General features: G+C 60.0%; 20 protein-coding genes. 12 read left to right on the top strand and 8 right to left on the bottom strand.

The annotated features are described in order from the left end of the window. The first annotated feature begins 30 nt into the window (after nt 1-30). From ACILSL_RS14225 to ACILSL_RS14210, 4 genes are all read left to right on the top strand, one after another. Nucleotides 31-2223 (top strand): DUF1549 domain-containing protein, encoded by a 2193-nt coding sequence (locus tag ACILSL_RS14225; protein ID WP_395732705.1) that lies wholly within the window; start codon nt 31-33, stop codon nt 2221-2223. A 13-nt stretch (nt 2224-2236) separates the two neighbouring features. Next, complete coding sequence (locus tag ACILSL_RS14220; RefSeq protein WP_395732704.1) at nt 2237-5845, top strand: c-type cytochrome domain-containing protein; 3609 nt, start codon at nt 2237-2239, stop codon at nt 5843-5845. A gap of 107 nt (nt 5846-5952) precedes the next feature. After that, nucleotides 5953-7326 carry a Gfo/Idh/MocA family protein gene (locus tag ACILSL_RS14215; RefSeq protein WP_395732703.1) on the top strand — a complete coding sequence of 458 codons (1374 nt, stop codon included), beginning with the start codon at nt 5953-5955 and terminating at the stop codon, nt 7324-7326. 103 nt (nt 7327-7429) lie between these two features. Further along, nucleotides 7430-7666, top strand: coding sequence for a hypothetical protein (locus tag ACILSL_RS14210; RefSeq protein ID WP_395732702.1), 237 nt, complete (start codon nt 7430-7432; stop codon nt 7664-7666). A gap of 6 nt (nt 7667-7672) precedes the next feature. On the opposite strand, the gene ACILSL_RS14205 is transcribed toward ACILSL_RS14210, so the two are convergent. Beyond that, a complete protein-coding gene (locus ACILSL_RS14205) occupies nt 7673-8923 on the bottom strand; it encodes a glycoside hydrolase family 71/99-like protein (RefSeq protein WP_395732701.1) in 1251 nt (416 codons plus the stop codon). A 37-nt stretch (nt 8924-8960) separates the two neighbouring features. Here ACILSL_RS14205 and ACILSL_RS14200 point away from each other — a divergent pair, with 37 nt between their 5' ends. From ACILSL_RS14200 to ACILSL_RS14185, 4 genes are all read left to right on the top strand, one after another. After that, complete coding sequence (locus ACILSL_RS14200; protein ID WP_395732700.1) at nt 8961-10010, top strand: serine hydrolase domain-containing protein; 1050 nt, start codon at nt 8961-8963, stop codon at nt 10008-10010. A 73-nt stretch (nt 10011-10083) separates the two neighbouring features. Beyond that, a complete protein-coding gene (locus ACILSL_RS14195; RefSeq protein ID WP_294398867.1) occupies nt 10084-10524 on the top strand; it encodes a RidA family protein in 441 nt (146 codons plus the stop codon). Nucleotides 10525-10590: 66 nt separating this feature from the next. After that, the gene (gene miaB, locus ACILSL_RS14190) at nt 10591-11949 is read left to right on the top strand and encodes a tRNA (N6-isopentenyl adenosine(37)-C2)-methylthiotransferase MiaB (protein WP_395732699.1); all 1359 of its coding nucleotides are present in this window, start codon (nt 10591-10593) and stop codon (nt 11947-11949) included. Then, nucleotides 11946-12455 carry a GNAT family N-acetyltransferase gene (locus ACILSL_RS14185; RefSeq protein ID WP_395732698.1) on the top strand — a complete coding sequence of 170 codons (510 nt, stop codon included), beginning with the start codon at nt 11946-11948 and terminating at the stop codon, nt 12453-12455. Before miaB ends, ACILSL_RS14185 begins: the two co-directional genes overlap by 4 nt. On the opposite strand, the gene ACILSL_RS14180 is transcribed toward ACILSL_RS14185, so the two are convergent. Then, entirely contained in the window at nt 12452-13378 is a 927-nt protein-coding gene (locus tag ACILSL_RS14180; protein ID WP_395732697.1) for an FHA domain-containing protein, read from the bottom strand. The genes ACILSL_RS14185 and ACILSL_RS14180 overlap by 4 nt on opposite strands. A gap of 201 nt (nt 13379-13579) precedes the next feature. On the opposite strand from ACILSL_RS14180, the gene ACILSL_RS14175 reads away from it, so the two are divergent. Beyond that, nucleotides 13580-14308, top strand: coding sequence for a hypothetical protein (locus ACILSL_RS14175; RefSeq protein WP_395732696.1), 729 nt, complete (start codon nt 13580-13582; stop codon nt 14306-14308). 52 nt (nt 14309-14360) lie between these two features. Beyond that, the gene (dnaE, locus tag ACILSL_RS14170) at nt 14361-17912 is read left to right on the top strand and encodes a DNA polymerase III subunit alpha (RefSeq protein ID WP_395732695.1); all 3552 of its coding nucleotides are present in this window, start codon (nt 14361-14363) and stop codon (nt 17910-17912) included. 1 nt (nt 17913) lies between these two features. Here dnaE and ACILSL_RS14165 read toward each other — a convergent pair whose 3' ends face one another. Then, nucleotides 17914-18567 carry a vancomycin high temperature exclusion protein gene (locus ACILSL_RS14165; RefSeq protein ID WP_395732694.1) on the bottom strand — a complete coding sequence of 218 codons (654 nt, stop codon included), beginning with the start codon at nt 18565-18567 and terminating at the stop codon, nt 17914-17916. Between the two features lie 92 nt (nt 18568-18659). Between ACILSL_RS14165 and rlmB the strand changes: the two genes are divergently transcribed. Together rlmB and ACILSL_RS14155 are read left to right on the top strand one after the other, a co-directional pair. Continuing rightward, a complete protein-coding gene (rlmB, locus tag ACILSL_RS14160) occupies nt 18660-19241 on the top strand; it encodes a 23S rRNA (guanosine(2251)-2'-O)-methyltransferase RlmB (RefSeq protein ID WP_395732693.1) in 582 nt (193 codons plus the stop codon). Beyond that, complete coding sequence (locus tag ACILSL_RS14155) at nt 19238-19972, top strand: NAD-dependent deacylase (RefSeq protein ID WP_395732692.1); 735 nt, start codon at nt 19238-19240, stop codon at nt 19970-19972. Before rlmB ends, ACILSL_RS14155 begins: the two co-directional genes overlap by 4 nt. Here ACILSL_RS14155 and ACILSL_RS14150 read toward each other — a convergent pair. The 5 genes from ACILSL_RS14150 to ACILSL_RS14130 form a co-directional block, all read right to left on the bottom strand. After that, nucleotides 19961-20752, bottom strand: a complete 792-nt coding sequence (locus tag ACILSL_RS14150) for an intradiol ring-cleavage dioxygenase (protein WP_395732691.1) — start codon at nt 20750-20752, stop codon at nt 19961-19963. The genes ACILSL_RS14155 and ACILSL_RS14150 overlap by 12 nt on opposite strands. Before the next feature lie 77 nt (nt 20753-20829). Further along, nucleotides 20830-22368 (bottom strand): hypothetical protein, encoded by a 1539-nt coding sequence (locus ACILSL_RS14145; RefSeq protein WP_395732690.1) that lies wholly within the window; start codon nt 22366-22368, stop codon nt 20830-20832. A 7-nt stretch (nt 22369-22375) separates the two neighbouring features. Continuing rightward, nucleotides 22376-23686 carry a right-handed parallel beta-helix repeat-containing protein gene (locus ACILSL_RS14140; protein ID WP_395732689.1) on the bottom strand — a complete coding sequence of 437 codons (1311 nt, stop codon included), beginning with the start codon at nt 23684-23686 and terminating at the stop codon, nt 22376-22378. 24 nt (nt 23687-23710) lie between these two features. Further along, a complete protein-coding gene (locus tag ACILSL_RS14135; protein ID WP_395732688.1) occupies nt 23711-25048 on the bottom strand; it encodes a sugar porter family MFS transporter in 1338 nt (445 codons plus the stop codon). Nucleotides 25049-25097: 49 nt separating this feature from the next. After that, nucleotides 25098-25871 (bottom strand): endo-1,4-beta-xylanase, encoded by a 774-nt coding sequence (locus ACILSL_RS14130; protein WP_395732687.1) that lies wholly within the window; start codon nt 25869-25871, stop codon nt 25098-25100. Between the last annotated feature and the right edge of the window lie 3 nt (nt 25872-25874).

The following is a 25874-nucleotide window of genomic DNA, read 5'->3' as shown; positions in this document are numbered from 1 at the left end:
CCTCCCGCCACCCCTCATCGCGTGTCATTCATGATGTTTCGTTCCTTCATCGCCCTCGCGGCTCTCACTTCGGCATCCGCCGCTGAAGCCCCATCCTTCCGCAACACCATCCAGCCCATCCTCACGCGCTACGGCTGCGCCATGGGCGCGTGTCACGGTGCCGCCGCAGGACAGGGAGGATTTCGTCTCTCTTTGCGTGGGTTCGATGACGAGGGTGACTGGATCTCCGTCACGCGCAGCGCAAACGGTCGCCGCCTCACCATGGAAGATCCGGCGCGCAGCTTGTTGTTGCTCAAGGCCGTCAAAGCGGTGCCGCACAAGGGAGACAAACGCTTTGAGGTGGATTCGCCGGAATACAAGGCCATCGCCGACTGGATCGCCGCCGGTGCTCCGGGGCCGAAGGCGAGCGATCCGCTCATCGTCGCTCTTGATGTGGAGCCGAAGCAGGTGGTGACGAAGCCCGGGGTCACGCTGCCGCTCAAAGTCACCGCGAAATTCAGCGACGGCCACAGCGAGGATGTGACGCGCTGGGCCAAATACAACGGCGTGAACGCCAGCGTCGCCACCGTGGATGAGCAGGGTGTCATCAAAACGACCGGACGCGGTGAGACGGTCATCAGCGCATGGTATCTCAGCCGCCTCGCTGTTTCCACCCTGGTGGTGCCGAGCGATGCTGCCGTTGATCAGGCGGCATTTGCCCAGATGAAGCCGCGCAATTTCATCGACGAGCATGTGCTGACCAAGCTGCGCGCGCTGAACATCCCGCCTTCCGGACCTGCGGAAGATCACGAATTCCTGCGCCGTGCCTTTCTCGACACCATCGGCGTTTTGCCCTCCCTGGAGGAAACCCGCTCCTTCCTCGCGAACAAAGCAACCGACAAACGCGACCGCCTCATCGAGTCACTGCTTCAACGTCCCGAGTTCGTCGATTACTGGTCACACCGCTGGAGCGATCTGCTGCTCGTCAATGGCGACAAACTCATGCCCCAGGCCATGTGGTCCTACTATAACTGGATCCGCCGCAACGTCGCTGCGAACACTCCATGGGACGTCATGGTGCGTGAGCTCCTCACTGCCACCGGCAGCACGCTGGAAAACGGCGCGGGCAATTTCTTCATCCTGAACGACGAGCCCACCAAATGCGCCGAAACCATCAGCGTCGCCTTCCTCGGCACCTCCATCGCCTGCGCCAAGTGCCACAACCACCCGATGGAAAAGTGGACGAACAACGAGTACTTCGCCTTTGCCAACATGCTCTCCCGCGTTCGCACGAAAAACGGCGCACAGGCGGATGAACGCGTCCTGTTCTCCGCCGCCGATGGCGAACTCGTGCAGCCGCTCACCGGCAAGCCGCAAGCACCTCACCCGCTGGATGTCACCACGGCTGTCTCGATGACCTCCACCGAAGACCGTCGCGTACCACTCGCGAAATGGCTCACTAGCGCCGACAATAAGCTCTTCCAGCGCGCCATCGTAAACCGCGTGTGGGCGAACTTCTTTGGCTCCGGCCTCGTCGAAGCGGTGGATGACCTCCGTGTCACCAATCCCGCCAGCAATGAGCCTCTCTTCGCCGTCGCCTGCGAGCATTTGGTGAAACAGAAGTTCGATCTGAAGGCCCTCATGCGCACCATCCTGCAAAGCGAGACCTACCAGCGCAGCAGCATCACCCTGCCCGAAAACATCACCGACCTCCGCTACGGCTCGCACTACGTGCCACGCCGCTTGAAAGCCGAAGTTCTGCTCGACACCGTGTCCCAGGTCACCGCTGCACCCACCACCTTCAAGATCGACCGCCGCAATGCCAATCGCGGCACTGCCGACAGCTACCCCATGGGCTTCCGCGCTTTGCAACTGCCGGACAGCAACATCGCCAGCTACTTCTTGAAGAGTTTCGGCCGTGCCGACCGCGTCGCCACCTGCGAATGCGAACGCACCAATGAACCCAGCATGGCCCAGGCCCTGCACATCGCCAATGGCGACACGCTCAACCAGAAGCTCGCCCAAAAAGACAACCGCCTCGATGCGCTGCTCGCCAGCAAGCTCGGCAATGAGAAGATCATCGAGGAGGCCTACCTCATCGCACTCGCCCGCCTCCCCACCGAACGCGAAACCACCAAGGCCGCCGCGATGCTAGCCACCGCCAGACCCGAAGATCGCCGCACCACCCTGGAGGACATCTTCTGGGGCCTGATGAGCTCGAAGGAGTTTTTGTTCAATCACTAACAAGGAACACTGCATGATCCCTTTCCGTTCCATCCTTCTCCTCGCTTTTTTCTCGGTCGTCACCCACGCCCAGACCGTGGACTACACGAAGCAGATCGTCCCACTGTGGGACACCTACTGCATCGACTGCCATGACGACACCGATGCGGATGGTGAGTTCCGTTTGGACACCTTTGCGAACCTGATGAAGGGCGGTAAGGAGGGCGTGGCCATCATCGCAGGCAAAGCGAATGAGTCGATGCTGGTGAAGTTCCTCGAAGGTCATTCGGGGCGTGGCGGGAAGAACGAATTCATGCCGCCGGGCAAGCGCGAGAAGCTGAAGCCCGAGGAGATCGCCCTGATCAAAACCTGGATCGACACCGGGGCGAAAGGGCCGGCGATGGCTGAGGCCAAGCCGATGCCGCGCGAGGTCATCACGCCGAAAATCATGCCGACGGTGCCGCCGAAGCATGCGATCCAGGCAGTGGCGTTTTCGCCGAAAGTGCAGCTTATCGCGGTAGGCCGTTACGGCGAGGTCGAGCTGCTCAATCCGGTCACGCGCGCCTTGGTGCGCAAGCTCACCGGCTTCAAGGGCAAGGCCAATGCGGTCGCGTTTTCACCCGATGGCGCTACCGTGTATGCCGCCGGTGGCGAGGCAGGAATCGTGGGCATTGTGCAGAACTGGAAAACCAGCGATGGCACACTGCTGCATTCGTTTGAAGGTCATCTCGATGCCGCCTATGCGCTCGCTGTTTCACCCGATGGCAAAATGATCGCCACAGGAGCCTACGATCAAAAAATCCGCTTGTGGGATACAGCCACAGGCAAGGAACTCGCTCTGCTCAAAGGTCACAACGGCGCTGTGAACGCCCTTTCATTCCGCCCAGATGGCAAAGTGCTCGCAAGCGCCAGCGCCGACCGCACGGTGAAGCTCTGGAGCATTCCGGCAGGCCAGCGGCTCGACACGCTTTCCCAGCCGACGAAGGAGCAAACCAGTGTCGTCTTCAGCGCCGATGGCAGGCACCTCTTCGCCGCCGGTGGCGATAACCGCATCCGCCAATGGCAGATCAGCGCCGATGCCAAGGAGGGCACCAACAAGATCATCACCAGCCGCTTCGCCCATGAAGGTGGCATCCTGAATCTTGCGCTGTCTGGCGACGGCCGGTTGCTCGCCTCCACCTCGACCGATAAATCGCTCAAGATATGGAACACCGCCGATCTCACGGAAAAGATCCCGCTGGAAAAACAGCCCGACTGGTCCTCCGCCCTCGCCTTCACTGATAAAGCCCAGCTTGTCGCGGGTCGCGTGGATGGCAGCCTCAGCGTCTATGATTCGACCACCGGCAAGACCGTGATGGCTCCTGCGCCTGCGAAGCCTGCCATGGTCGCAAAGCCCGAACTCACACGCATTACGCCGCGTGCCGCACACATCGGCGGCGAGCTGATGGTGACCCTCACCGGCAAGGGCCTCACCGCAGACACTCAGGTTCTGGCTTCGCATCCTGGCTTGAAAGTGCAGCTCGCCAAGAGCTCGGTCAAACCCACCACGGCACGCCTGAAAATCACCGCTGCAGCTGATGTGCCACGTGGTGCCTACGAGGTCTGGCTCAAGAGCACCGCCGGAGAATCTGCACGGATGAAGATCTATGCCGATGATCTTGCGCCTACCCTTACCCAGGCGGCTGATTTTAAAGTAGCCCCTGTCAGCATCCCGTCTTTGCCCGCCAGCCTCTGGGGCACCCTCACCGAGATCGGCCAGCACGACGCATATCGTTTCAAAGCCAAAGCGGGCGAGGAACTCGTGTTCGATCTCGCCGTCGCGCAGGTCGGCAGCACGGCGAAATCGCCCACGCTGGAGATCATGGACACAAACCGCACGGTGCTCGCGGTGAATCGCGGACTCGACAGCGGCAGCGATCCCTTCCTTGCCTGGAAAGCGCCTGCGGACGGTGACTACATCGTGCTCGTGAGCAACACCACCATGGATGGCAGCGCGGATCATGCTTATCGTCTTACCCTTGGCGCAGTGCCTTATGTCACCGCATGGTCGCCGCTCTTTGCCCAGATCGGCAAAGAGACGAAAGTCACCCTCATCGGCCATCATCTCGGCGACAAAGCTGCGGTGATGCTGAAGCCCGAGAAGGAAGGCATGATCAACGTGCCACTGGATGCCAAAGTCTTGCGCTTCCGTTCCATGCCCGCGCTGCGCGTCAGCGGATTGGTGCAAACCGAAGAAGTGGAAAACAACGACGACATCGCCAAGGCGCAAAACGTCACCGTGCCCGCCACGGTGAATGCCCTTCTCGCCAAAGCCGGCGACACCGATTGCTTCGCCTTCGATGCCAAAAAAGGGCAGTCATGGATCATCGAAACACTCGCCGATCTGGCAGGCTCCCCTGCCGACACCAAGATCGAAGTCCTGCATGCCGATGGCAAACCCGTGCAGCGCATGCTGCTCCAAGCCGTGCGCGACAGCTACAACAACTTCCGCAGCGTGGATGCCAACAATCCCGACATCCGCCTGCAAAACTGGGAGGAGATGGAGCTCAACGAGTTCGCCTATTTCAATGGCGACGTGATGAAGATCATCCGCATGCCACGCGGCCCGGATGGCGGCTGCTTCTTCTACACCTCTGGTGGCAAACGGCGCGCCTACTTTGACACCACGGCGAATTCACACTCGCTCGACGAACCCTGCTACATCGTCGAGCCTAAGCCCATCGGCAGCCACATCGTGCCGAATGGTCTGCCCGTCTTCACCCTGAACTACACCAACGACGACAGCGGAGATCGCAAGCTCGGCAGCGACTCGCGCCTCACCTTCGCTGCACCCACAGATGGTCGTTACATCATCAGAGTCACCGACACCCGTGCCTGGGGTGGCGAACGCTACGTTTACGCGCTTTCCATTCGTCAGCCGATGCCCGACTTCAGCGTCAAGCTCGCCGGCATGAACCCCACGGTCATGCCCGGTGCGTCCATCGGCTTTTCCTTCCGTGCAGAGCGGGTGGATGGTTTTGATGATCCCATCCAGATCGACATCGCCGGCCTTCCCGCCGGTTATTACGCCTCCTCACCGATCCTCATCGAAGCCGGGCATGATCTCATCAGCGGCAGCCTGCATGCAGCCCCGGATGCCGCTGCAAATGCCGACTGGAGCAAGCTCAAGATCACCGCGAAATCCAAAGCCCTCGTGCATGACGCCGGAAGCTTCGGCAAAGTCACGCTCGGTGCCGCGCCGAAGTTCATCATCGTCATGGAGCCGGATGCTGGAGGCAAACCGGTGATGCGGGAAATCAAAGACGAGACCAAGCCCCTCGAAATCACCCTCGTGCCAGGTCAGACCGTGAAGGCCTGGATCCGCGCCGTGCGCATGGGCAACGAAGGCATCCTCAACCTCGACGTGCATGGCCTGCCCCACGGCGTCATCGTCGATGACATCGGCCTCAACGGCGTGCAGATCCGTGAGAAGGAAAACGAGCGCCCCATTTTCTTCCGCGCCGCCAACTGGGTCAAAGACCAGGACAAACTCATCCACGCCGCTCTCAGTTCCGCGCGCAACGAACACGACAGCGCCGGACTACAGACCAGCTTTCCGATCCTGATGAAGATCCGCAAGCCGGCAGGTGTGGCGGAGAGGTGAGGCTGGATGAGCGCGAGAGCGTCCTGGAACCGGAGCACAGCGAATCAATGCGCCGGTCCTCCAGCGCTGCTGACAGAGTGCCATCTGTATTCACGTTCCTACCTCTTATGAACCGCCGCCATTTTCTCAAGCAATCCCTCGCCGCCACAGCCTCCCTTTCCGCTCCCGCCATTCTGAGCGCGCGTTCCCCGAATTCGATGTTTCAGGTCGCATCGATTGGTGTGGGTGGCATGGGCGGAAACACGATGATGAGCGTCCTGCAGCACTCCAAAGTCCGGCTGGTCGGCATGTGTGATGTGGATGCGAAAACGCTGGAGCTCGCCCGTGGTGGCAATGCGACACGACGCAAGGAACTGCAGGACCCCGATGCAGCCAAGCGGCTGGAGGACGCGGCTCCGTTTCGTGATTACCGCGAGATGATTGCCAAACTCGGCGACAGCATCGACGCGGTGACGATCGGCACGCCGGACCACATGCATGCCGCCATGGCGGTGACGGCGCTGCGGGCGAAGAAGCACGTTTACCTGCAGAAGCCCCTGACGCACCACATCCATGAGGCACGAATTCTGGGCGCGGAGGCGGCCAAGGCCGGAGTGACCACCCAGATGGGTACACAGGGGCATTCCACCATCGAGACCCTGCTGGCGGTCGATCTCATCAAGAGTGGCGCCATTGGCAAGGTGAAGGAGGTCATCTGCTGGGAGAACAAAAAGGCAAACTGGTGGCCCAAGGTGACCGAGCGCAAGACTCAGGCTGATCCGGTGCCTGAGAATCTGGACTGGAACCTGTGGCTGGGAGTCGCCAATGAAGTGCCGTTTTTAAACGGGGCCTATCATCCTTCCATGTGGCGCTCCTGGGTGGATTTTGGCGTGGGCATGCTGGGTGACATGGGCTGCCATTATTTCGATGTCGTTTCCTCCTGTCTCGGTCTCATGGCGCCCTCGCGTGTGCGGTGCCTGGATGAGGGCAGCAAAGGGGATCTGTATGCGCAGAAGCGGCATCTTGAATTTGAATTTCCCGGCACGGCTCTGACATCGGGCGACAAAATCAAGATGACCTGGACCGACGGCGGCTATCCGTATGACTCTCGTGTGATCAAGCCTTCCGTCCTCACCAAGGACACGCCCAGCGGCATCTTTTTCATCGGCGAAAACGGCGGCATCTTCAAACCGCACAGCCAGCGCCCCTGGCTGGTGCCGGAGGAAAAGTTCACCGGCTTCGCCTATCCGAAGACCCGCATCGCCAACCACTACACCGACTGGGTGGACGCCTGCATGAAGGGGGAGAAGGCCGCCGCCGACCTGCCCACCTACGGCTGCCCGCTGACGGAGGCCGTGCTCCTCGGGGTGCTGGCGGAGCGCAATCCGGGTGGCTGGATCGAGTGGGACGCTGCAGCAGGCCAGGTGACCAACCGTCCGGAACTGAACGCCCAGCTGGTGCGCAAATACCGCGATGGCTGGAGCGTGCCAGGGCTGGGCTGAAAAGTGCCAGGCGCCTGCAACGCAAGCACAAAAAAGGATGTAAGTTGTTTATCAGCGGCGTTGCACTCGTCCAATGTCGTCGTAGCATCGTATCCAAGATTTAATGAGCGCGCACGATCACAAACCAGACTCCCGCCTGAAACAGGCTGAGAAGATCGCCACGCATCCGGAGCAGTACAAGGTCTGTGAAGGGTGCGGCTCCATCGTGGTCACGCGCGCCATCACCTGCCCCAGCTGCCATGCCTACCTCTTTGACGCCACCTCCGTGCGCGTGATCGCGCAGGCCAAGGAGCTCGCGCTGCGTGCCGCGAATTCGGTGCTGGCCTCGGACTTGTCGTAAGCCGCCTCAGCGCTTGGGCATTGCCTCCCCTGTCTCACCACGTAGCAGTTTGCCCAGCATTCCAGTGAGCCAGAGATAGTGATCGTTCGGCAGATCCGGTTCAGCAAGGAAGCGGCTCTCACCCACGGGCGGATGATTGTCGGTTTTGAAAATGGCCGTTCCTTCATCCAATTCGTCAAACATGGCCACGTAGAGCATTTGCGCCCCCGCCCGCTTGGCTGCGGTCGCCTGTGACCAAAGGAACTGACCGCCAAGACGTGGGATCGCGTCAAACTTCGCCTCCTGGTTGCGTGATTTCGAGAGGTTCGTCCAGCTAAAGCCGGGGAAGAGGACGGGCAGGTAATCCACCTTGTGTTCGGTACACCACGCGATGTCCGGCTTCAAAATTTTCTCCCTGCGGCTGGCGGCATCCTGCGGCGTACCGAGCCGTCCCACCGCCCATGGGCTCACAATGTCCGCACGGGCAATGAGCGCATGCAGCTGAGGATCTTGGATGCAGTCATGGTCCAGTGTGCGCCAGTAATAGGGCACTCCCAGCATGATGGTACAGCCGCCGAATTCGGGATCGTCACGCAGAAAGGTGATCAGGCGCGACCACTCGTCGAGCATCGGCGCGCGGTCGTTGAATCCCAGCCCCCACAGGGCCACAAGCGGTTTGCCGTGATGTTTGAAATAAGCAGGGCCTGCGCGGTCCAGACGTCTCTCGGTGACAAGGCGCTTCCAGTCATCGATCACCAGTTGAATGCCGTCCTCCTTGATGCCGCTGAGATCATACATCAGCGTCAGTCCGCGCCCGTTGGCGGTGGCGGCGGCCTGGCAGTGGGCCAGCACCTGATCCATCGGCTCCCGGAAACGTTTGTCCCGCGTGGTGGCAGCAAAGCGCTGCACAAAGACTCCGTCGATGCCATGGTCGCGCATCCATTTGAAATGAAGCTGCACCACGGCTGGATGGACCGAGCTGAAGACTTCAGCCGTGCGGCCATCGGCATGCTTGAACGGCGTCGTCACTCGTGCCTCCTTCGGCAGTTCGCTCACATCCGGCCACAGCTCGATGTGCGAGTGCCCCGGCTCGAAGGTTTTCCCTGCGGCGTAATGGTGCCAGCCATTGTTGCTGCCATCTCCCTCACAACGGAACCACCCCTGGTAGCCGCAGACGACTTTGCCTGTGAGCGTGCTGGTATCCACGGTCTGGGCATGGGCGCTGAGGGCGAAAAAGGCAGTCAGAATGAGAAGCCGGAGCATCGGGGATGTTTTCATTGACGGCGGCGAAGCGTCAAGGTGTGATGTCAGCCGCATGAAACGACGCGCCTTTGTGAGTTCGCTGGCCGCATGGCCCATGGCTGCTGCTGCGGCACCCACATCCCCGGAGGGAAAGATCCGCGCCATCGCCGAAGCATTTCTGCGTGAGCATGGCATCCAGGGCATGAGCATCGCCTATGGCAGAGAGGGCAAGATCGACTTCGAGGCCGGCTATGGCTTTGCCGATGCAGATGGCACTGAGGTCGTCACCCCGCAGCACTGCTTTCGCATCGCCAGCATCTCCAAACCGATCACAGCCACAGCGGTGATGATGTGCATCGAGAAAGGACTGCTACAGCCCGACAGCAAGGTCTTCGGCCCTCAGAGCATTCTGGGCGGAGATTACAGCGGAGACGTAGCGGCCATCACCGTGGATCACCTGCTCACCCACACCAGCGGCGGCTGGGCGAACGACAAGGACGACCCCATGTTTAAAAATCCACGGATGAATCACGCGGAGCTCATCGCTTGGGCGCTGACGAACCAAAAACAAAGCCACAAGCCCGGAGCTCACTTCGCCTATTCAAATTTCGGCTACTGCGTACTGGGCCGGGTGCTGGAAAAGGTGCTGAAGCTGCCTTACGAAAAACTGATCACGCAGCAGGTGCTGTCAAAATGCGGCATCACCAGCATGCAGATCGCAGGCAATACCCTGGCTGAACGTCAGCCGCAGGAGGTGATGTATCTCACCGCCAAAGCGGGTGCCGCTTACAGCATGAATGTCACCCGCATGGACTCGCACGGCGGTTGGATCGCCACCGCCAGCGATCTGGTGCGCTTCGCCTCCCAGCTCCCTCTGTTGCTCAGCCCTGATTCCATTCATGCCATGACCACGCATGGAATCAGCGAGGGTTACGCACGCGGCTGGAACGTGAACAAAGTTCCCAACTGGTGGCACACCGGATCGCTGCCAGGCACCACCACCATCATGGTCCACACCGCGAGGGGCTTCTGTTGGGCCGGTTTGCTCAATGGTCGCAGCGAAGGCCTGGGTCTCGCCTTGGACAAACTGATGTGGCAGATGGGCGGAGTGCTGAAGGCTTGAGGGGCGTGATTTCAAGTGTTTGCCAGTTTTCGTTTTCCCAGTTCGTATTTTGCGTTCACTTCTCACCTCCACCATGACACCCCAGCAAAAAGCAGAATCCCTCGGCCTCGTTTTCACCAAGCAGCCTCCCGCCTACCTGAACCTCTGCATCCGCAGTGGCAATCAGCTCCTCACCTCCGGCCACGTCAGCGACCTGAAGGGCAAGCTCGGCGCCGGTGTTTCCACGGAAGACGGCTACAAGGCCGCCAAGAATTGTGCGGAAAAGGTGCTGCGCTCGGTCTGGGACACCCACGGCACGCTGGACGGCCTCAAAGTCCTCAAAGTCCTCGGCTGCGTAAACTCCACCCTGGAATACACCGACCAGCATCTCGTCATCAACGGCTGCTCCGACCTGCTCCATGAGATTTTCGGCAAGGAAGGCGACGGCTACCACGCCCGCAGCGCCTTGGGCTTCGCCCAGCTCCCCACCGGCGCAGCCGTGGAAGTCGAGGCGATCTTTGAGATCAAGGCCTGACCCGGCATGGCCAAAGCGCCTTGAGGTTGTCTTTTGGCCGGGGCTGGGTATTCTCCCAGCCCCCCAATGCCACGCGTCCACATCAAAACCTACGGCTGCCAGATGAACGAACGCGACACCGAACAGGTGTCGCAGATGTTCGTCGAGCGCGGCTACACCATGACAGCGCGGGATGAAGACGCGGACGTGGTGCTCATCAACACCTGCTCCGTGCGTGATCAGGCGGAGCAGAAGGCCCTGGGCAAAATGGGAATGGTGCGGCGGCGGCGCACACCTCTTGTCACCGGCTTCATGGGCTGCATGGCGCAGAGCCGCGGCAGCGAGCTGGTGAACAAGGCGAACGTGGACCTCGTCGTCGGCACGCAGAAGTACCATCGCGTGGTGGACTACGTGGACGAGATCATCCGCGCCAAAGAAGCGAAGCAGATGGACGATGAGCGCTTCTCCATCGTCGACGTGGAAGAAGAAGACGCCTCCCAAAACACCATCCGTGACCACACGCTGAAGGAAAAGCAGGCCAGCGCCTTCGTTAGCATCATGCAGGGCTGCAACATGAAATGCACCTTCTGCATCGTGCCCTACACCCGTGGCGGCGAGCGCGGCAGGCCCATCGCAGACATCGTCGAAGAGGTGAAACGCCTCGCAGATCGTGGCGTGAAAGAAGTCACACTCCTCGGCCAGATCGTGAATCTCTACGGCAGGCATGAATTCCCGGCCGTGGATGGCAAAAGCCCCTTCGTGCAGCTGCTGGAGGCCGTGCATGAGGTCCCCGGCATCAAGCGCATCCGCTTCACCAGCCCGCATCCCATTGGCTACAAGAAGGATCTCATCGAAGCCTTCACCTATCTGCCGAAACTCGCCGAGCACGTGCATCTGCCCGTGCAAAGCGGCAGCGATGCCATCCTGAAGCGCATGCACCGCCCTTACACGGCGGCCAAGTTCACCGAACTCGTCCAGCGCATCCGTGAGGCGCGCTCAGATATCGCCGTGACGACGGATGTGATCGTGGGTTTCCCCGGTGAAACCGAAGAGAACTATCTGGAAACACGGCAGATGTTTGAAACCATCGGCTTCGACAACGCCTTCGTGTTTCGTTATTCCAAACGCCGTGGCACACCCGCAGCAGAAATGGAAGAGGCCATCCAGGTGCCGGAACGCGTCAAAGAAGAGCGCAATCAGGACCTGCTCTCGTTGGTCAACCGCATCGCCCTGCCGATGTATGACAAGCTCGTGGGCAAAGAGGTCGAAATCCTCTGCGAAGGTCCCAGCAAGACGAACGATCAACGACTCACCGGCCGCACAGGCTCAAACCGCATCGTGGTTTTCGACGGCAATCCCGAGCGTCACACAGGCGAAATCTTCAAGGTGCGCGTCGCTGAAGCCGGACACTTCACTTTGTTTGGCGATCCCGTGCTGCATGCATGAGCTCAGCGCTGCAAATCGGGTTGCGCCTGCTCACTCGTGAGCAGGCGCCCGCGTTTTGCCAGCTGGTCATAGCCTTGGCGGAGTTTGAAAAGCTCCCACCTCCCGACGAGACCGCTCAGGCACGTTTGGTCGAGGATGCGCTGGGCGCAAAACCGCGCATCGAAGTCTGGCTCGCGTTTGTCAACGAAGACACGTCTCCCTGCGGCTACATGATTCTCGTTGAGACGTATTCGAGTTTTCTCGCGCTGCCGACCCTCTATCTCGAAGACCTCTTTGTCCTCCCCGAGCGTCGCAAAGCCGGCGTTGGCGGCACCTTGCTCAAAAAGGTCGTAAGTCTCGCCCACGAGCGCGGCTGCGGCCGCGTGGAATGGACGGCGCTCGACTGGAATGTGAACGCCCAGCAAGTCTATGAGCAGCGCATCGGTGCCAAACGCATGAGCGAGTGGCTGCTCTACCGCATGACGCGCAATGACATGCAGCGCCTCCTCGACCGCGACGCGTCCTAGAAAGACATCGTCGGCACGTCTTTCAGCGAATAGACCTCGACAGGATCAGGCTGCCCTTTCACCGGATGAATGCCGGCGTTTTGGTAGAGTTGCAGACCTTCCGGCCAGCCATTCAGAAACGGCGCACCAGCCAGCACCGGCACCTGCAGCTTGCGGGTCAGGCTCTCGATACGGAAGGTCACGTTCACTGCTTCACCCACGGCGGTGTTCACTCCACGGCCCATGGCACCCAGAGCGACGTCACCAATGTTCAGGCCGATGTGGCAGTGAACTTCCAGGTTCATGTTTTCCTTCAGCCATTTGCGCTTCGGAGATTCACTGGAATCAGGACTGCTGAGAATTTTGGCGGCCTCGGTGGCCTTGATGCGGGAGCTTATGTCATCTCCCGGCCAGTAGGCAAAAACACCGTCGCCGATGAATTTGTCGATGATGGCATCGCGGGTTTTCAGAACTTTTTCGCACTGCGCATACCACTCACGCAGCATCGCAGCCACCTCCTCCGCGCTGAGCTGGGAGGATATGGTCGTGAAGTTGCGCAAATCGCCCACGAGCAGGGTGGTGCGCACCGTCTTGACCGGCAGCGCGATCGTATGCAGCGACTGCGTGCTCACGTTGCCAGACTCGCTCGGCGGCCGTTCTTCGTCCTGGCTGTCAAAAATAAAGGTGCTGGTGCCAAACTGTACCCGATCCCCATGCCGCAGCGCCCGCGCCGTGGTCACAGCCACGTCGTTGACGAAACTGCCGTTCGCGCTGCCAAGATCGGAAACCCAGAACAGCTGCCCGTCCCGCCGGATCGTGGCGTGCTGGCGCGACACCCCCCCGTCCACCAGCCTGATGCTGGCATCAGGACTGCGACCAACCAGATTGAAGTCCTCGAGAGTGATCTCGAGTTCTTTCTCCAGTGATTTCAGTGTGGCGCCCATGGGAGTGGTTAAAAAGGAATGCTCTTTTGAAGCAATTTACACGCCGCAAGTCAAGCGCGGTCGTCTTCTTGCTACAAGGTTTTTCGCAGGTTCTTTCGAAAGGGTTGCGGCCTCCTGAAAATCAACTCTTAAATTCTGTCGGGTTTATTGCTTGGCCCGACGATATATTTGCCATTGCCGCAGGCACCTCCACCATGGCTGATGCATCGGTTTTTTAGCAGACGAATCATCGGCGTCTTCCTGACTTTTTTGGCGGTCGCCGGCCTCGTGCGTGCGCACGTGGTGCCTAACATGACTGTCGAGGCCGAATTCGACTCCGCAGGCGGCTACACGCTGCGCATCAATGTCGATCCCCGCACCTTTCTCGCCTCAGATCCCACCTCCCTGCCGCCCGTCCCGGCCTCATGGTACCTGCAGCAGACTCCCCAGCAGGTCGCCGCGACGCATGAAAAGGCGCAGCAATACCTCGCCAGTTCGCTTGGGTTGCTGTTCGATGGAAACAAAACCAGCCTGCCAGCCTGCAAAATTCAGGCCATGGACGGCGCTGACAACACCCCCCTCAAGGCAGACACCCAGGAAGTCCACCTGCTCGCCGCCGCCAGTGGCCGGTTGCCGACAAATTCCACCACCTTCCAGGTCGATTTTGCCAAAGATGCCAACACCAGCCTGATTCTGCTGCATTCCATGGCGGGAAAAACAGAACTTCGTCCCCGTGTGGTCTTTCCAGGAGAGACCAGCCCCCCTTTTCAACTCCAGTTGGTCGCCCCAGCAGCTCCCCCAGCGGAAACCCAGGCACCCAGGACCAGCAACATCTATCTGATCATCGCACTCTCCGTGGCTTGCATCGTGATCATCACCGGCTGGCTGCTGCTCAGCCACTACCGCCACCACCACCGCGCGCATCGAAAGCCCGGTGCTGGAAAAATGTGAAAAACTACCTCTTTCATGCCTTCGAAGCGGGGTTAATCCTGTCCCCCGCCGCATGTCAGATTCCTTCGTCCATCTCCATCTTCACACCGAATACTCGCTGCTAGACGGCGCTGTGCGCATTGATGCGCTCATGAAACGCGTGAAGGAGCTGAACATGCCCGCCGTGGCCATGACCGACCACGGCAATCTCTACGGCGCCATCGACTTCTACATGGCCGCCAAGAAGGCCAAGGTGAAGAGCATCATTGGCTGCGAGGCCTACCTCGCTCCCGGCTCCATGATGGACAAAAACGAAGTGCCGGGCCGCAAGCGCTCCTCGCACCTCACCCTGCTCGCCTCCAGCAACGAAGGCTTCGAAAACCTCTCCAAGCTGATCACCAAGGGCCACCTCGACGGCCAGTGGTACAAGCCCCGCGTGGACAAGGACGCCCTGCGCGAGCATGCGAAAGGCCTCATCTGCCTCAGCGGCTGCATCAACGGCGAAATCAACGAGTTCCTCCTCTCCGACCGCAAGGACGAGGCGGAAAAAAGCCTGCTGGAGTTCCGCGACATCTTCGGCCCTGAAAATTTCTACCTCGAAATCCAGGACCACAACATGGAGGCCCAGCGCAAAAGCGCCCGGCAGATGATCGAGTGGGGCAAGCAGTACGATCTGAAGACCGTCGCCACCAACGACGTCCATTTCCTCAATCGCAGCGATCACGAGTCCCACGACATCATGATCTGCATCGGCACCGGTGCCAGCATCTACGATCAGAACCGCATGACCTACTCCCCGGAGGTCTATTTCAAGACCGCCGAGGAAATGCGCGCCCTGTTCTCCGAGGTGCCTGAAGCCTGTGATGCCACCCTCGAAATCGCCGAACGCTGCGATCTGAAGATCCACCTCGATTCCACCAGCATCGACCGCTACCCGCAGTACCCCATGCCGGACGGCGGAGACCGCAATGAGTACCTGCGCAAACTCACCATGGACGGCCTCGAGAACCGCTACGGCCGCAGCCGCGCGCTCAATGACGAGGTGCTGCACCATCGCATGGAGGTGGAGCTCGCCCTGCTGAAGGAAAAAAACTTCACCAGCTACTTCCTCATCGTCTGGGACTTCATCAACTGGGCCCGCGAGCACGACATCCCCGTCGGCCCTGGCCGTGGTTCTGCCGCCGGATCGCTCGTCGCCTTCTGCCTTGGCATCACGGACATCGATCCGCTCCGCTTCGAACTCGTGTTCGAACGATTCCTCAATCCCGAGCGTGTCAGCCCTCCCGATATCGATATCGACTTCTGCCAGACGCGCCGTCCGGAGGTCATTCAGTACGTCCGCGAAAAGTACGGTGACCTCAGCGTCTGCCATATCATCACCTTCGGCACCATGGGGGCCAAGTCGGTCATCCGTGACGTCGGCCGCGTCATGGGCTGGAGCTACGGCGACAGCGACGCGCTGTCGAAGATGATTCCGAATGAGTTAAACATCGATCTGGAGGAGTCGGTGAAGAAAAACCCCGATCTCGCCGCGAAGCTCGAGGCCGATGGCAATGCCCAGGAGCTCTGGCGGCATGCCACCTTCCTCGAAGGACTCACCCGCGGCACGGGTGTGCACGCAGCCGGTGTCGTCATCGGTGATCGCCGGCTCGACAACTTCATCGCCCTCACGCGAGACAAGGAAGACGCCATCCTCTCGCAGTATGCCATGAAGCCGCTCACCGAGCTGGGCATGCTCAAGATGGACTTCCTCGGTCTCAAGACGCTGACAGTGATCCATGAAGCCGAGCACTGGATTCACAAGCGCATCCACGGCTTCCGAGTGTCCGAGGCCCCCCTCGAAGACAAGAAGACCTTCGATCTCATCAAACGCGGCGAAACGGTCGCCGTCTTCCAGATGGAATCTGGTGGCATGGTCAACACCTGCAAGCAGCTCGGCCCCGACACCATCGAGGAAATCATCGCTATTCTGGCCCTCTATCGTCCCGGCCCGATGCAGTTTATTCCCGACTACATCAAGCGTAAGAAGGGCGAGGAGAAGGTGGACTACCCGCACCCCCTTCTGGAAAAAATCTCCAAAGAGACCTACGGCATTCTGGTCTATCAGGAGCAGGTCATGCAGGCCGCAAACTTGCTCGCCGGATTCTCCCTCGGACAAGCCGACTTGCTCCGCCGTGCGATGGGTAAAAAGGACGCCGCCGAGATGGCCCGCCAGCGACTCATCTTCGTGGAAGGCTGCCTCAAGACGAACGACATCCAGGCCAAGCTTGCGAACTCCATCTTCGATTTGCTCGAAAAATTCGCGCAATACGGCTTCAACAAATCCCACTCCGCCGCCTACGGGATCGTCACGTATCGCACCGCCTATTTGAAGGCAAATTTCCCCGTCGAGTTCATGGCGGCGGTGCTCAGCTTTGAAATCAGCAATCCCGACAAGATTGCCAATTTCGTCAGCGAGTGCTTTGAAATGGGCATCAAGGTGCTGCCCCCGGACGTCAACAAATCGTCGCTCAAATTCGCCCCCGAGTTCAGCAAAGAAGCCATCGCTGCCGACTATGAAACCCCGGCATCGGGCTACGACTTGCCCAACTCCATTCGCTACGGTCTCAGCGCCATCAAAAACGTCGGTGAAGGCGCCATGGAGGCGGCCATCGCGGAGCGTGAAAAAAACGGCCCCTTCACCAGCCTCGAAGATTTCGCCGCCCGTCTCGACAACCGCGCGGTGAACAAGAAGCTCATGGAGTCCCTCGTCAAAGCGGGTGCCTTTGACTTCACCAAAGAGCCGCGCGCCGTGATGTTCGCCAAGCTTGAGCAGGTGCTCGCGTCTGCGGCCTCCATGCAGAAGGACAAAAAAGCAGGCCAGGGCGGTCTCTTTGATGACTTCGAGCTCACGAAGCCCAAATCCAAAAAGAACGAAGCCTCGGCCCCCTCCATCGTCTGGAGCACGGATGAAGTTCTCGCCTTCGAAAAAGAACTGCTCGGCTTCTACGTCAGCGGCCATCCGCTGGACAGCTATCGCGGCCATTTCGATTCGTCCAAGATCATCAAAATCGCTTCCATTGCGGACATCGACACCAAGGAAAAAGCCAGCTCGCACTCCATCGCCGGGATTCTCAGCCAGCTCGAAGTGCGCTACTCCAAACGCGACAACCGTCCCTTCGCCACCTTCAAGTTTGAAGACTTCACCGGCCAGATCGAGATGATGTGCTGGAGCGACGACTATGAGAAGGTCAAGGACGTGCTGGCCAATGGCGCCGTGCTCGGTCTCCGCATTCGTGTCAGCAAAGATCAAAAGACCGACGGCAACCGCGTCACCATGAACAGTGCCACGCCGCTCAAGCCCAAGGCGGCGAAACCGCGCAATGCCGCCGATCCCGATCCTTCCGAGCCACCGCCGCCGAAACCGCCTGCGCCTCCGAAACCGGTCGTCTTGAGGCTCAATACCAAGCAGCACGACGAAACCGACCTCGAACGCATTCAGGAGGTGCTGCTCGCCTACCCCGGCACGCTTCCCGTCTTCCTCGAAATCTCCCAGAACGGCCACAAAGCCCGGCTAGAGCTCGATGAAAGTTATCGCGTCACTCCCGGTCCCGATTTGCGTCGTGCGCTGACAGTCTGGCTATGACTCACTCCAGCGGCACGGCCACCTTTTCGCCGAGAAACCTCGGCCTCGTGCCGAGCACGTTCACATCCAGCACCGCTTTGACGCAGGCCAGCTTCTCCCGCAGAAAAGTCTTCACGGACAGTGCCACCGGCACGTCCTTGGCATCCATGCCGTAAGCCTCGATTCCAAACGCCTGCGCCAGATAAATGGCGCGCGCATTGTGAAATCGCTGTGAAACAAAAATCATGCGCTGCTGCCCAAACACCTCTTTGGCCCGCACCACCGAGTCCAGCGTGCGGAATCCCGCATAGTCGCACACCACCTTCTCCGCCGACACCCCCATCTGCATCAGCACTCGCTTCATGTCCGTAGGCTCATCGTAGCCTTGCGTGCCGTTGTCACCGCTCACGATCAGCGCCTTCACCTTTCCTGCTTTGAAGAGCGCCGCCGCAGCCTCCATGCGTGGGAGAAAGAAGAGATTGGCCCTGCCGTCAGCAAGTCTTGCTGAGGTGCCCAGCACCACCGCCACAGGAGCCTCAGGCACCTCTTTGACCGCATCGTAGCACCGGCCTTCCGCGCTTCGCTCGACCCATCCCTCGCAGCCAAAGACGAAGCCCAGCCCCGCCACGGCCAAAACCGCGATCCACACCCACCGGCGCTTGAGGATTGTCTTCATGCCAGACCCCTCCCGCCAGTTCACACAGCCTGCAAGCCGCCGCTTCTATCATTTTGCCAAAACCCCATTCACGGCACACTGTCAGGAAACACATGCGCCCCAACCGTCCCGAACAACCCACCACCGCCCGCCAGAACCGCCACTCCCGTTCTGACAACCACGTGCGTGTCTATGAAGAAGGAGACATCCCCGCCATTCTCGAAGGCAAGACCAGCCCGCTCGTCCTCATCCTCGACTGCGTGCAGGACCCGCACAATCTCGGTGCCTGCCTGCGCACCGCCGATGCCGCAGGCGTCTGCGCCGTGATCATGCCCAAGGACAAAACCGCGCCCATCACCGAGACCGTCGTCCGCGTGGCCTGTGGCGGTGCGGAAAACATCCCCCTCATCCGCGTCACCAATCTGGTCCGCGCCATGGACAAGCTCAAAGAACTTGGCATCTGGCTCGTCGGCACTGCCGATGAGGCCACCAAGAGCCTCTACGATCTCGATCTCAAAGGCGGCATCGGCATCGTCATGGGCGCCGAAGGCCCCGGCATGCGCCGCCTCACCGGCGAGCATTGCGACTTCCTCGTCAAGATTCCCATGGGCGGCAAAGTCGAATGCCTCAATGTCTCCGTCGCCACCGGCGTTTGTTTGTTTGAATGCGTCCGGCAGCGGCAGCCGAAAAAATGAGTGCGGAGCGAAACATCGTCGTACTCACCGGCGCGGGCATGTCCGCCGAATCCGGCGTGCCGACGTTTCGCGGTGAAGACGGCCTCTGGGAGGGGCACCACATCGAGATGGTAGCCTCGCCGGAAGGTTTTGCCCGTGATCCTAAACTGGTGCAGCGTTTCTACAATTTGCGCCGGGCCGCGTTGAAAACAGTGGAGCCAAATGCGGGGCACTTCGCGCTGGCTCGTCTCGAGCGTGAATGGCGCGGCAACTTCCTGCTGGTCACTCAAAACGTGGACGATCTGCACGAACGTGCAGGTAGCGAGAAGCTTCTCCACATGCACGGTGAACTGCTCAAGGCGCGCTGCACAAACTGTGGTGAAGTTTGTTCGTGGAGCGAAGACTTGTCGTCCGACACGCGTTGCGCTGCCTGTGGAAAAACCGGCGAAATGCGCCCGCACATCGTCTGGTTTGGTGAAGTGCCCTTTGAGTTGGAGACCATCACGAACGCTTTGAAGAGCGCAGATATTTTTCTCTGCATCGGCACCTCCGGAGTGGTGTATCCCGCCGCCGGCTTTGCCCGGACAGCTGCGCAAAACCCGTCGTGCCGTCTCGTCGAATTCAACATCGAAAGCACCGAGATCTCACGCCAGTTCCGTGAGCGTGTCATCGGCCCGGTGTCCGTGGAGCTGCCCAAGTTCGTTGAGCAGCTTCTGTCAGACACGCACAGGCAGGCCTGGTTAGAACGGTGATGGTCCCAAGACCAGGTCTTGGAGGTTCTGCTCATTCAATGCCGCACTGTCACGTCGGCGCGGAGGTGATCCGCCCGGACCTCCGGGACCACGACCACGTTGATCAGGCTCTTCCGGCGTGTGACCAATCACAATATCCCAGGTGGCGGCGAGCTCTTTGCTCCCGGCGCTCATGGATTTGAATTCGCGAATGACCGAGAGACGCTGCTGCTCCGTGCCCATGCTGCGCAGGATGCCGTCGCGGTCATTCTGCGGTATGCCCGCGATGAAGAGCTGCGTGGTCAGCATGCTTTTTTCGTTCTGCTTCACACGGATGTGGTAGTGCAGCGTGCGGCCCGTGTACAGTCCGGGCAGGATCGTACGGAAGCGATATTCCCCCTTGGGATTGGTTTCGATTTTGCCATAACCCTGGAACTGCGGGTCACGCTCCTTGCCTTGCTGCGTGCCCCGGCTGTGGATGTAGCAGCCGTTGTTGTCAGACTGCCAGAGCTCGATCACCGCATCTTGAATCGGCTTGCCATCCACATTCAGCAGCCGTCCACCGAACTCCGTCACCACCCCGTTCGCAGGGGCTTTCCCGCCTAGGATCATGGTCAGGTCATTGTCCTGATCCAGCGGCAAGTGGTCAGGATAATACGGCCCTTCCGTCGCCCGGGGCGTCAACGCGAGCGCCTCGGCATACACACTGCTGGTGATGATGCCGCCGGTCGTCAGGAGCAGACTGTGCAGCAGTTTGCGACGGCTGAGCGGGATGTGAAATGGATGGATGAGGGTGCTCATGGGGGACGAAGGAGATGCCACTCAAACCACCCACATCAGAATTGGTTGCTGCCTCAGCGCATTGTTTTTTCAAAGGCTCACCGCTGCACGCGAAAGCTCTGCATCACCGGCTCCGCCGTTTGCAATTTCGGCTCAATGCTGCGGCCCCATTGCCAGGCCACCACGGTGATCTCCACAGGTCTCTTCGCGCGTGCTGGCAGCGGCGTAAGGCGCAGCTCATCTCCCACAATCTCCGCCGGACCTTCGCGCACATAGAAGCGCACCTTCTCACCCGCACTGGATCGCGCACGCAGCTTCAGGTCCGCACCGATCGGCTCAAACTCGATGCTCTGCGCTTTGCCCTCGGCATTGCGCAGCGGGAAGCGCAGCACGGCCTGTTGCACCGCCCGTTTAAAGCGCGCGTCGCCGGGGTGCTCGGCCTGAAGCCAGATTTCATAGCCACGTGCGATATTGTCAAAACCTTGGCGGTCAAATCGCAGTACAAAGGTGCCGGCGCTGATCTTTTCCACCGGCCCGCAAATCGGCGAAATCGTGAAAAGATCGCTGCTGTTCGGATGTGACACAGCGTCGCCTGCCTTGAGTTTCGTCCAGCGTTCGGGCCGGCCCGCAGGCACGGCGTCGAGGTATGTACCCTCGAGTTTGAAGGTTATGCCATCGCCCTCAGGCAGCCATTGCAGCGTCACCTGCTGGTGCGTACCATTCACCTGCTCTACGATCCGGCCGTTTTGTTTGTAGCCGAGAAGCTGCGCCTCCTTGCCTGCATAGGCACCCTGCAGCCGCTCCGTGGCCCGGGCCTGCTCTTCATCAAAGCACCAGAAGGTGTCTGTGGGGTTTTGGCGCGGTGCCTTGTCCATGCGCCAGCGATCCACCAGCACGCCCTCACGCGTCGCATCTACCGGCCGCTTGGGATGTCGCACAGCCGCACGGATGTAGTCCGCCATGAAGCGGATCATGGACGCATGATGGTCAAAGTGCCCGCCACCCGCATCGGCCAGCATCGACAGCGGCGCCGCCGGGTATTTCTTCCGAAACGCCTGCGCCTTGCCCGCACGTCCGTCCGCCCATTCATACTCGCCGCTCACCAGCAGCAGCGGCACGCCAGACGCGGCAAATGCTTCAATCCATGGCTGCTTCTCCGGCCACGAGCCCTTCAAAGAAATCGCCGCCAGCGTGCGCTGCGGAAGCTGTGCCGCAAACAGATACGGAAACTCCGCCATGGCCGAATGCCCCATCGGCACCACAGGCACCGCCGCCAGTTCATCGTAGCCCGATTTCCCCGCCAGATCCCGCAGCATGGTCTCAAAACCGGCCACATCCGCGTCATCCAGCCTGGCACTGCCACCGAAAGGCGGCGTGATCCACACAATGGCAAAGTTAAGCTCCGCCATTGCCTTGCGAAACAAGGCGCTCTCAAACACCGGTATTTCCAGCATGTTATGCTGGGCCAGCACCACGCCACGCACCCGCTCGCACGTCGGCGGGATCCACAGGAAAGCACGCGGCGGTCCCTGCGTCTCCTTGCTGATCACCGAAGGCATCGGCACGGACCATTGATACTCTGCGCCGGCCAGCGGGCACACGAGCAGCAGACTGAAAAGAAGAGCAATGCGGTTCATGCGGTGGTCAGTTGGCCTGGATGACAATGTCCTTGCCCTTGTTTTCCTGCACCGGTCCCTGCGTGAAAATCTGGCACTTCTCCGCCTTCGCGCCAATGACCACGGGCATGGTCGTTTCGTTGTGCAGTATCAGGCCTTTTGCTGTCCGCTCGCTTCCTGCCGTTGCGTTCTCACCCATGCTGGGCGGTGTGAAGCCCACGAGAATCGGCAGCGCATGCACACGCCGGCCTTTCGCGGTGATCGTCACCTCGTTGTCGCTGCCGTAGATGGAGGCGATGTTGTGCACGTTCACCTTGTCCGCCTCGGTGGGCAGCAGTTGCACCTCCACCTTCGCCTTGTCTCCCTCCACATACAGCAGCGGGCCAAACTGCGCGTCTCCCTTGCACTTCACGAGCACCGCGCCGGTTGAAACCCAAAAGCCGCGTTCACAGCCCGTGGCACTGCAATTTTCCAGCTTGGGTGCCGTCTTGGTGCGCAGCTCAAACCCACCGCGCATGTTCTTCGCGCTGCAGTTCCGAAAGACCAGGCCGCGATGCGTGGTGTAGGTGCGGAAGGCGTCCTCGCTGAGTGCCTTCATATACCTTGGCTGGATGCGCTTGGTGCCGCTACGGTTCATCACCTCGCTCATGAATTTGCGGTCAAAGGCCATGCCGGAGGTTTCCGCCAGCATCTCGTCTGTGCGCCGCATCACTCCTTCGACTTGGCAGTTATCAAACACTACATCATCGCAGTTTTCCTGAAGGTAGAAGCCGTGGCCAAAGGCCTTCTGAAAAACCTTGCAGCCGATGAAGTGCGAGCGGCTGCCGGTGATGTGCACCCCGCAGTGCTTGCGCCCGCCTTTGCCAAACAGATCGCCATATCCATGGGGTGCCGAGCCCTCCACGTGGATCGTGCAATCGCGCAGCGTATTCCCCTGGCCTGTGATGCCGAGCACCGCCCCGGCAAACGCGGTGCCTTTGCCCAGGCTCGTGATCGTCAGGCCCTTGAGTGTGTTGTTCTTTCCGCTGATCAAAAATTCATCCGTGTGAATGGGCGAATGCAGCTTCTCACGCAGCGCCGTGTCCAGCTCGATGACGACACCTTCAAGGTCAAACGTGTTGTCATTGCCGCTGAAGGTGATGAACTGCCACTGCTCCTTTTTCCGCCGCTCAGGAAGGGAGGTCGCCGGAATGAAATCCGCCAGCCGGTACGTGCCCGGCTTCATCTTAACCTGCTGCCCGCTCTGCGTGGCGGCCTGGGCCAGCTCGGCAAGGCTGGAAATGTCAGCCGCAGCCGTGCCGATAACAGTGAGAAAAATAAAAAGGGATCGAAAAATCATGCGCAGAAATTATTGCACCGCAGATCACCCGATGCCGAGCTGTTTTTCGATGTCTTCTAGCGGCACGCCTTTCGTCTCCGGCACCCTGAGCCGGACCCACACAAGCTGCAGCACCATCATTCCGCAGAAAAACACAAAGATCCACCCTGGTGGGAACGCAGACACCATCTTCGGAAAAAACGTCGTCAGCAGCGCCGCAAAAATCCAGTGCGTGAAGCTCCCCAGCGACTGACCTTCGGCCCGATGCTGATCCGGGAAGATCTCCGCAATGAACACCCAGATGACCGCTCCCTGGCCGATGGCATGCGCGGCGATGAAGGTGAAGATGCACACCGGCACGATGGCAAAATGCTCCGTAAAAAACGCCCACGCGCACAATCCCAGGGAGCCGATGTAGCCCAACGAGCCGACATACAGCAGCGTGCGCCGCCCAAGGCGGTCAATGAGCCACAGACCCACGAAGGTGAAGACCAGGTTGGTGACACCGATGCCGATGGACTGCAGCAGCGCCGCCTTGGCGCCGAGGCCGGTCAGTTCAAAGATGCGCGGCGCAAAGTAAAGGATGGCATTGATGCCGGAGAGCTGATTGAAAAAAGCGACGAAGAACGCCAGCAGAATGGGCGCTCGCAGTCTTCGGCTCCAAAAGCCGTGAGTGCTTTGATTGCCCGCTGCTGATGCGGCCACGATGTGATCCGCGGTGGCTTGGATTTGATCTTCACTCGCACCGGACTGGATCAGTTTTAGCACCGCGACACCTCGTGCCCGATCTTTTTTCCGCATGAGCAGCCAGCGCGGGCTCTCCGGAATGCTAAAGCAGAGAAGTGTGTAAAGCAGCGCAGGGATCGCCTCCACACCGAGCATCCAGCGCCAGGCATTGGCACCGATGCCACCCAGCAGATAGTTCGACAGGAAAGCGACGAGAATACCCAGGACGATGTTGAATTGAAACATGCCCGCAAGCCGCCCACGGCGGTCTGGCGGTGAAATCTCGGCGATATAAAGAGGTGCGGCGACGGTGGAAATACCGACGCCGAGTCCACCGATGAAACGCGCGATGATGAGCGACCAAACTTCAGGCGCCAGTCCGGACCACGCTGCCGAAACGGAGTAGAGCACACCCACCCAGATGAGCGTCACCCTGCGTCCCCAGCGATCCGTCGGCCAGCCGCCGATGACTGAGCCGATCACGGTTCCATACAGCGCCGATGCCATCGTGACTCCATGCAGCGTATCGCTCAGTCCCCACAGCGTCTGGATGGTCTTCTCCGCACCCGAAATGACCACCGTGTCGAAGCCAAATAAAAAGCCGGCCAGTGAGGAGACCAGCGACCAGAAGAAGATGTGTGAGGTGTTCGATTTCATGGCCGGTGAAGTGATGCGGGAAGGAACGCCACGAAGCAAGGCCCGATCTTCACCAGTCCGGCCTGGCAATCACCGGCTTGTGGCCAGTCGCCTGCACATCATACCAGCCCGGAAACCCGCGCCATGTCACCCTGCCCTTGGCATTCGTTTTCAAAGTGACTTCCGTATGCCACCTGCGGCCAATCCATTCTTCCAGCACCTCGCCGCGCTTGCGGATGCTCCAGTCCTTGTTCCAGGAAGCTGCCTCGGGTTTCCAGTGTGAGCCTTCCCAAAAGCCCCACAGCAGAAAGCTGGTGTAAGCCGGATGGCTGAACACCGCGATGAGCACATCGCGCGTGTAGTCTGCCGCCAGCTCCTCATCCTCCGTGGTCACGATGTCATACTCGGTGATGCACTGATGCGGCACCACCTCGGCAAAACGACCCGTCACCGCCAGCAGATGCTCCGGTGAAGGCAGGTAACTCTCGTCAAAGTGCGCCTGATTGCCGAGTCCATGCACGGTGAGACCCGCTTTATTCAATGCCTCAATGTAAGTGAGCGTGTCATCACATTGCGGGCCGGGGCGGAACACCTGGTCCTCGTTCACGCAGAAAGGCAGTTTGGTCAGTGATCTTGCCAGCTTGAAAACGTCCCGGTCCAGCTGCTCCAGACCAGGTCGCTTGTTCAGCATGTCCGCCCCGTTCCAAGCGATGGGGTGGTTGATCACATCCCACTCAATCACGCGATCTTTCGCAAACTCCAGCCGCTCTTTCACACTGGCGAGCGTCCTCTCGCGTATTACCGCGCTGTCTTTGATGTCGTGCAGATTGAACGGCGTGGCCACCTG

It is taken from the genome of Prosthecobacter sp. (assembly GCF_044222345.1).
In the GTDB taxonomy this organism is placed as follows: Bacteria; Verrucomicrobiota; Verrucomicrobiia; order Verrucomicrobiales; family Verrucomicrobiaceae; genus Prosthecobacter.
This window is presented reverse-complemented; position numbering and strand designations above follow the sequence as displayed.

What these genes read in the sequence shown, in the direction of transcription:
- ACILSL_RS14225 (WP_395732705.1), top strand. Translation starts at nt 31, where the DNA reads ATGATGTTTCGTTCCTTCATCGCCCTCGCGGCTCTCACTTCGGCATCC.
- ACILSL_RS14220 (WP_395732704.1), top strand. Translation starts at nt 2,237, where the DNA reads ATGATCCCTTTCCGTTCCATCCTTCTCCTCGCTTTTTTCTCGGTCGTC.
- ACILSL_RS14215 (WP_395732703.1), top strand. Translation starts at nt 5,953, where the DNA reads ATGAACCGCCGCCATTTTCTCAAGCAATCCCTCGCCGCCACAGCCTCC.
- ACILSL_RS14210 (WP_395732702.1), top strand. Translation starts at nt 7,430, where the DNA reads ATGAGCGCGCACGATCACAAACCAGACTCCCGCCTGAAACAGGCTGAG.
- ACILSL_RS14205 (WP_395732701.1), bottom strand. Translation starts at nt 8,923, where the DNA reads ATGAAAACATCCCCGATGCTCCGGCTTCTCATTCTGACTGCCTTTTTC.
- ACILSL_RS14200 (WP_395732700.1), top strand. Translation starts at nt 8,961, where the DNA reads ATGAAACGACGCGCCTTTGTGAGTTCGCTGGCCGCATGGCCCATGGCT.
- ACILSL_RS14195 (WP_294398867.1), top strand. Translation starts at nt 10,084, where the DNA reads ATGACACCCCAGCAAAAAGCAGAATCCCTCGGCCTCGTTTTCACCAAG.
- miaB (WP_395732699.1), top strand. Translation starts at nt 10,591, where the DNA reads ATGCCACGCGTCCACATCAAAACCTACGGCTGCCAGATGAACGAACGC.
- ACILSL_RS14185 (WP_395732698.1), top strand. Translation starts at nt 11,946, where the DNA reads ATGAGCTCAGCGCTGCAAATCGGGTTGCGCCTGCTCACTCGTGAGCAG.
- ACILSL_RS14180 (WP_395732697.1), bottom strand. Translation starts at nt 13,378, where the DNA reads ATGGGCGCCACACTGAAATCACTGGAGAAAGAACTCGAGATCACTCTC.
- ACILSL_RS14175 (WP_395732696.1), top strand. Translation starts at nt 13,580, where the DNA reads ATGCATCGGTTTTTTAGCAGACGAATCATCGGCGTCTTCCTGACTTTT.
- dnaE (WP_395732695.1), top strand. Translation starts at nt 14,361, where the DNA reads ATGTCAGATTCCTTCGTCCATCTCCATCTTCACACCGAATACTCGCTG.
- ACILSL_RS14165 (WP_395732694.1), bottom strand. Translation starts at nt 18,567, where the DNA reads ATGAAGACAATCCTCAAGCGCCGGTGGGTGTGGATCGCGGTTTTGGCC.
- rlmB (WP_395732693.1), top strand. Translation starts at nt 18,660, where the DNA reads ATGCGCCCCAACCGTCCCGAACAACCCACCACCGCCCGCCAGAACCGC.
- ACILSL_RS14155 (WP_395732692.1), top strand. Translation starts at nt 19,238, where the DNA reads ATGAGTGCGGAGCGAAACATCGTCGTACTCACCGGCGCGGGCATGTCC.
- ACILSL_RS14150 (WP_395732691.1), bottom strand. Translation starts at nt 20,752, where the DNA reads ATGAGCACCCTCATCCATCCATTTCACATCCCGCTCAGCCGTCGCAAA.
- ACILSL_RS14145 (WP_395732690.1), bottom strand. Translation starts at nt 22,368, where the DNA reads ATGAACCGCATTGCTCTTCTTTTCAGTCTGCTGCTCGTGTGCCCGCTG.
- ACILSL_RS14140 (WP_395732689.1), bottom strand. Translation starts at nt 23,686, where the DNA reads ATGATTTTTCGATCCCTTTTTATTTTTCTCACTGTTATCGGCACGGCT.
- ACILSL_RS14135 (WP_395732688.1), bottom strand. Translation starts at nt 25,048, where the DNA reads ATGAAATCGAACACCTCACACATCTTCTTCTGGTCGCTGGTCTCCTCA.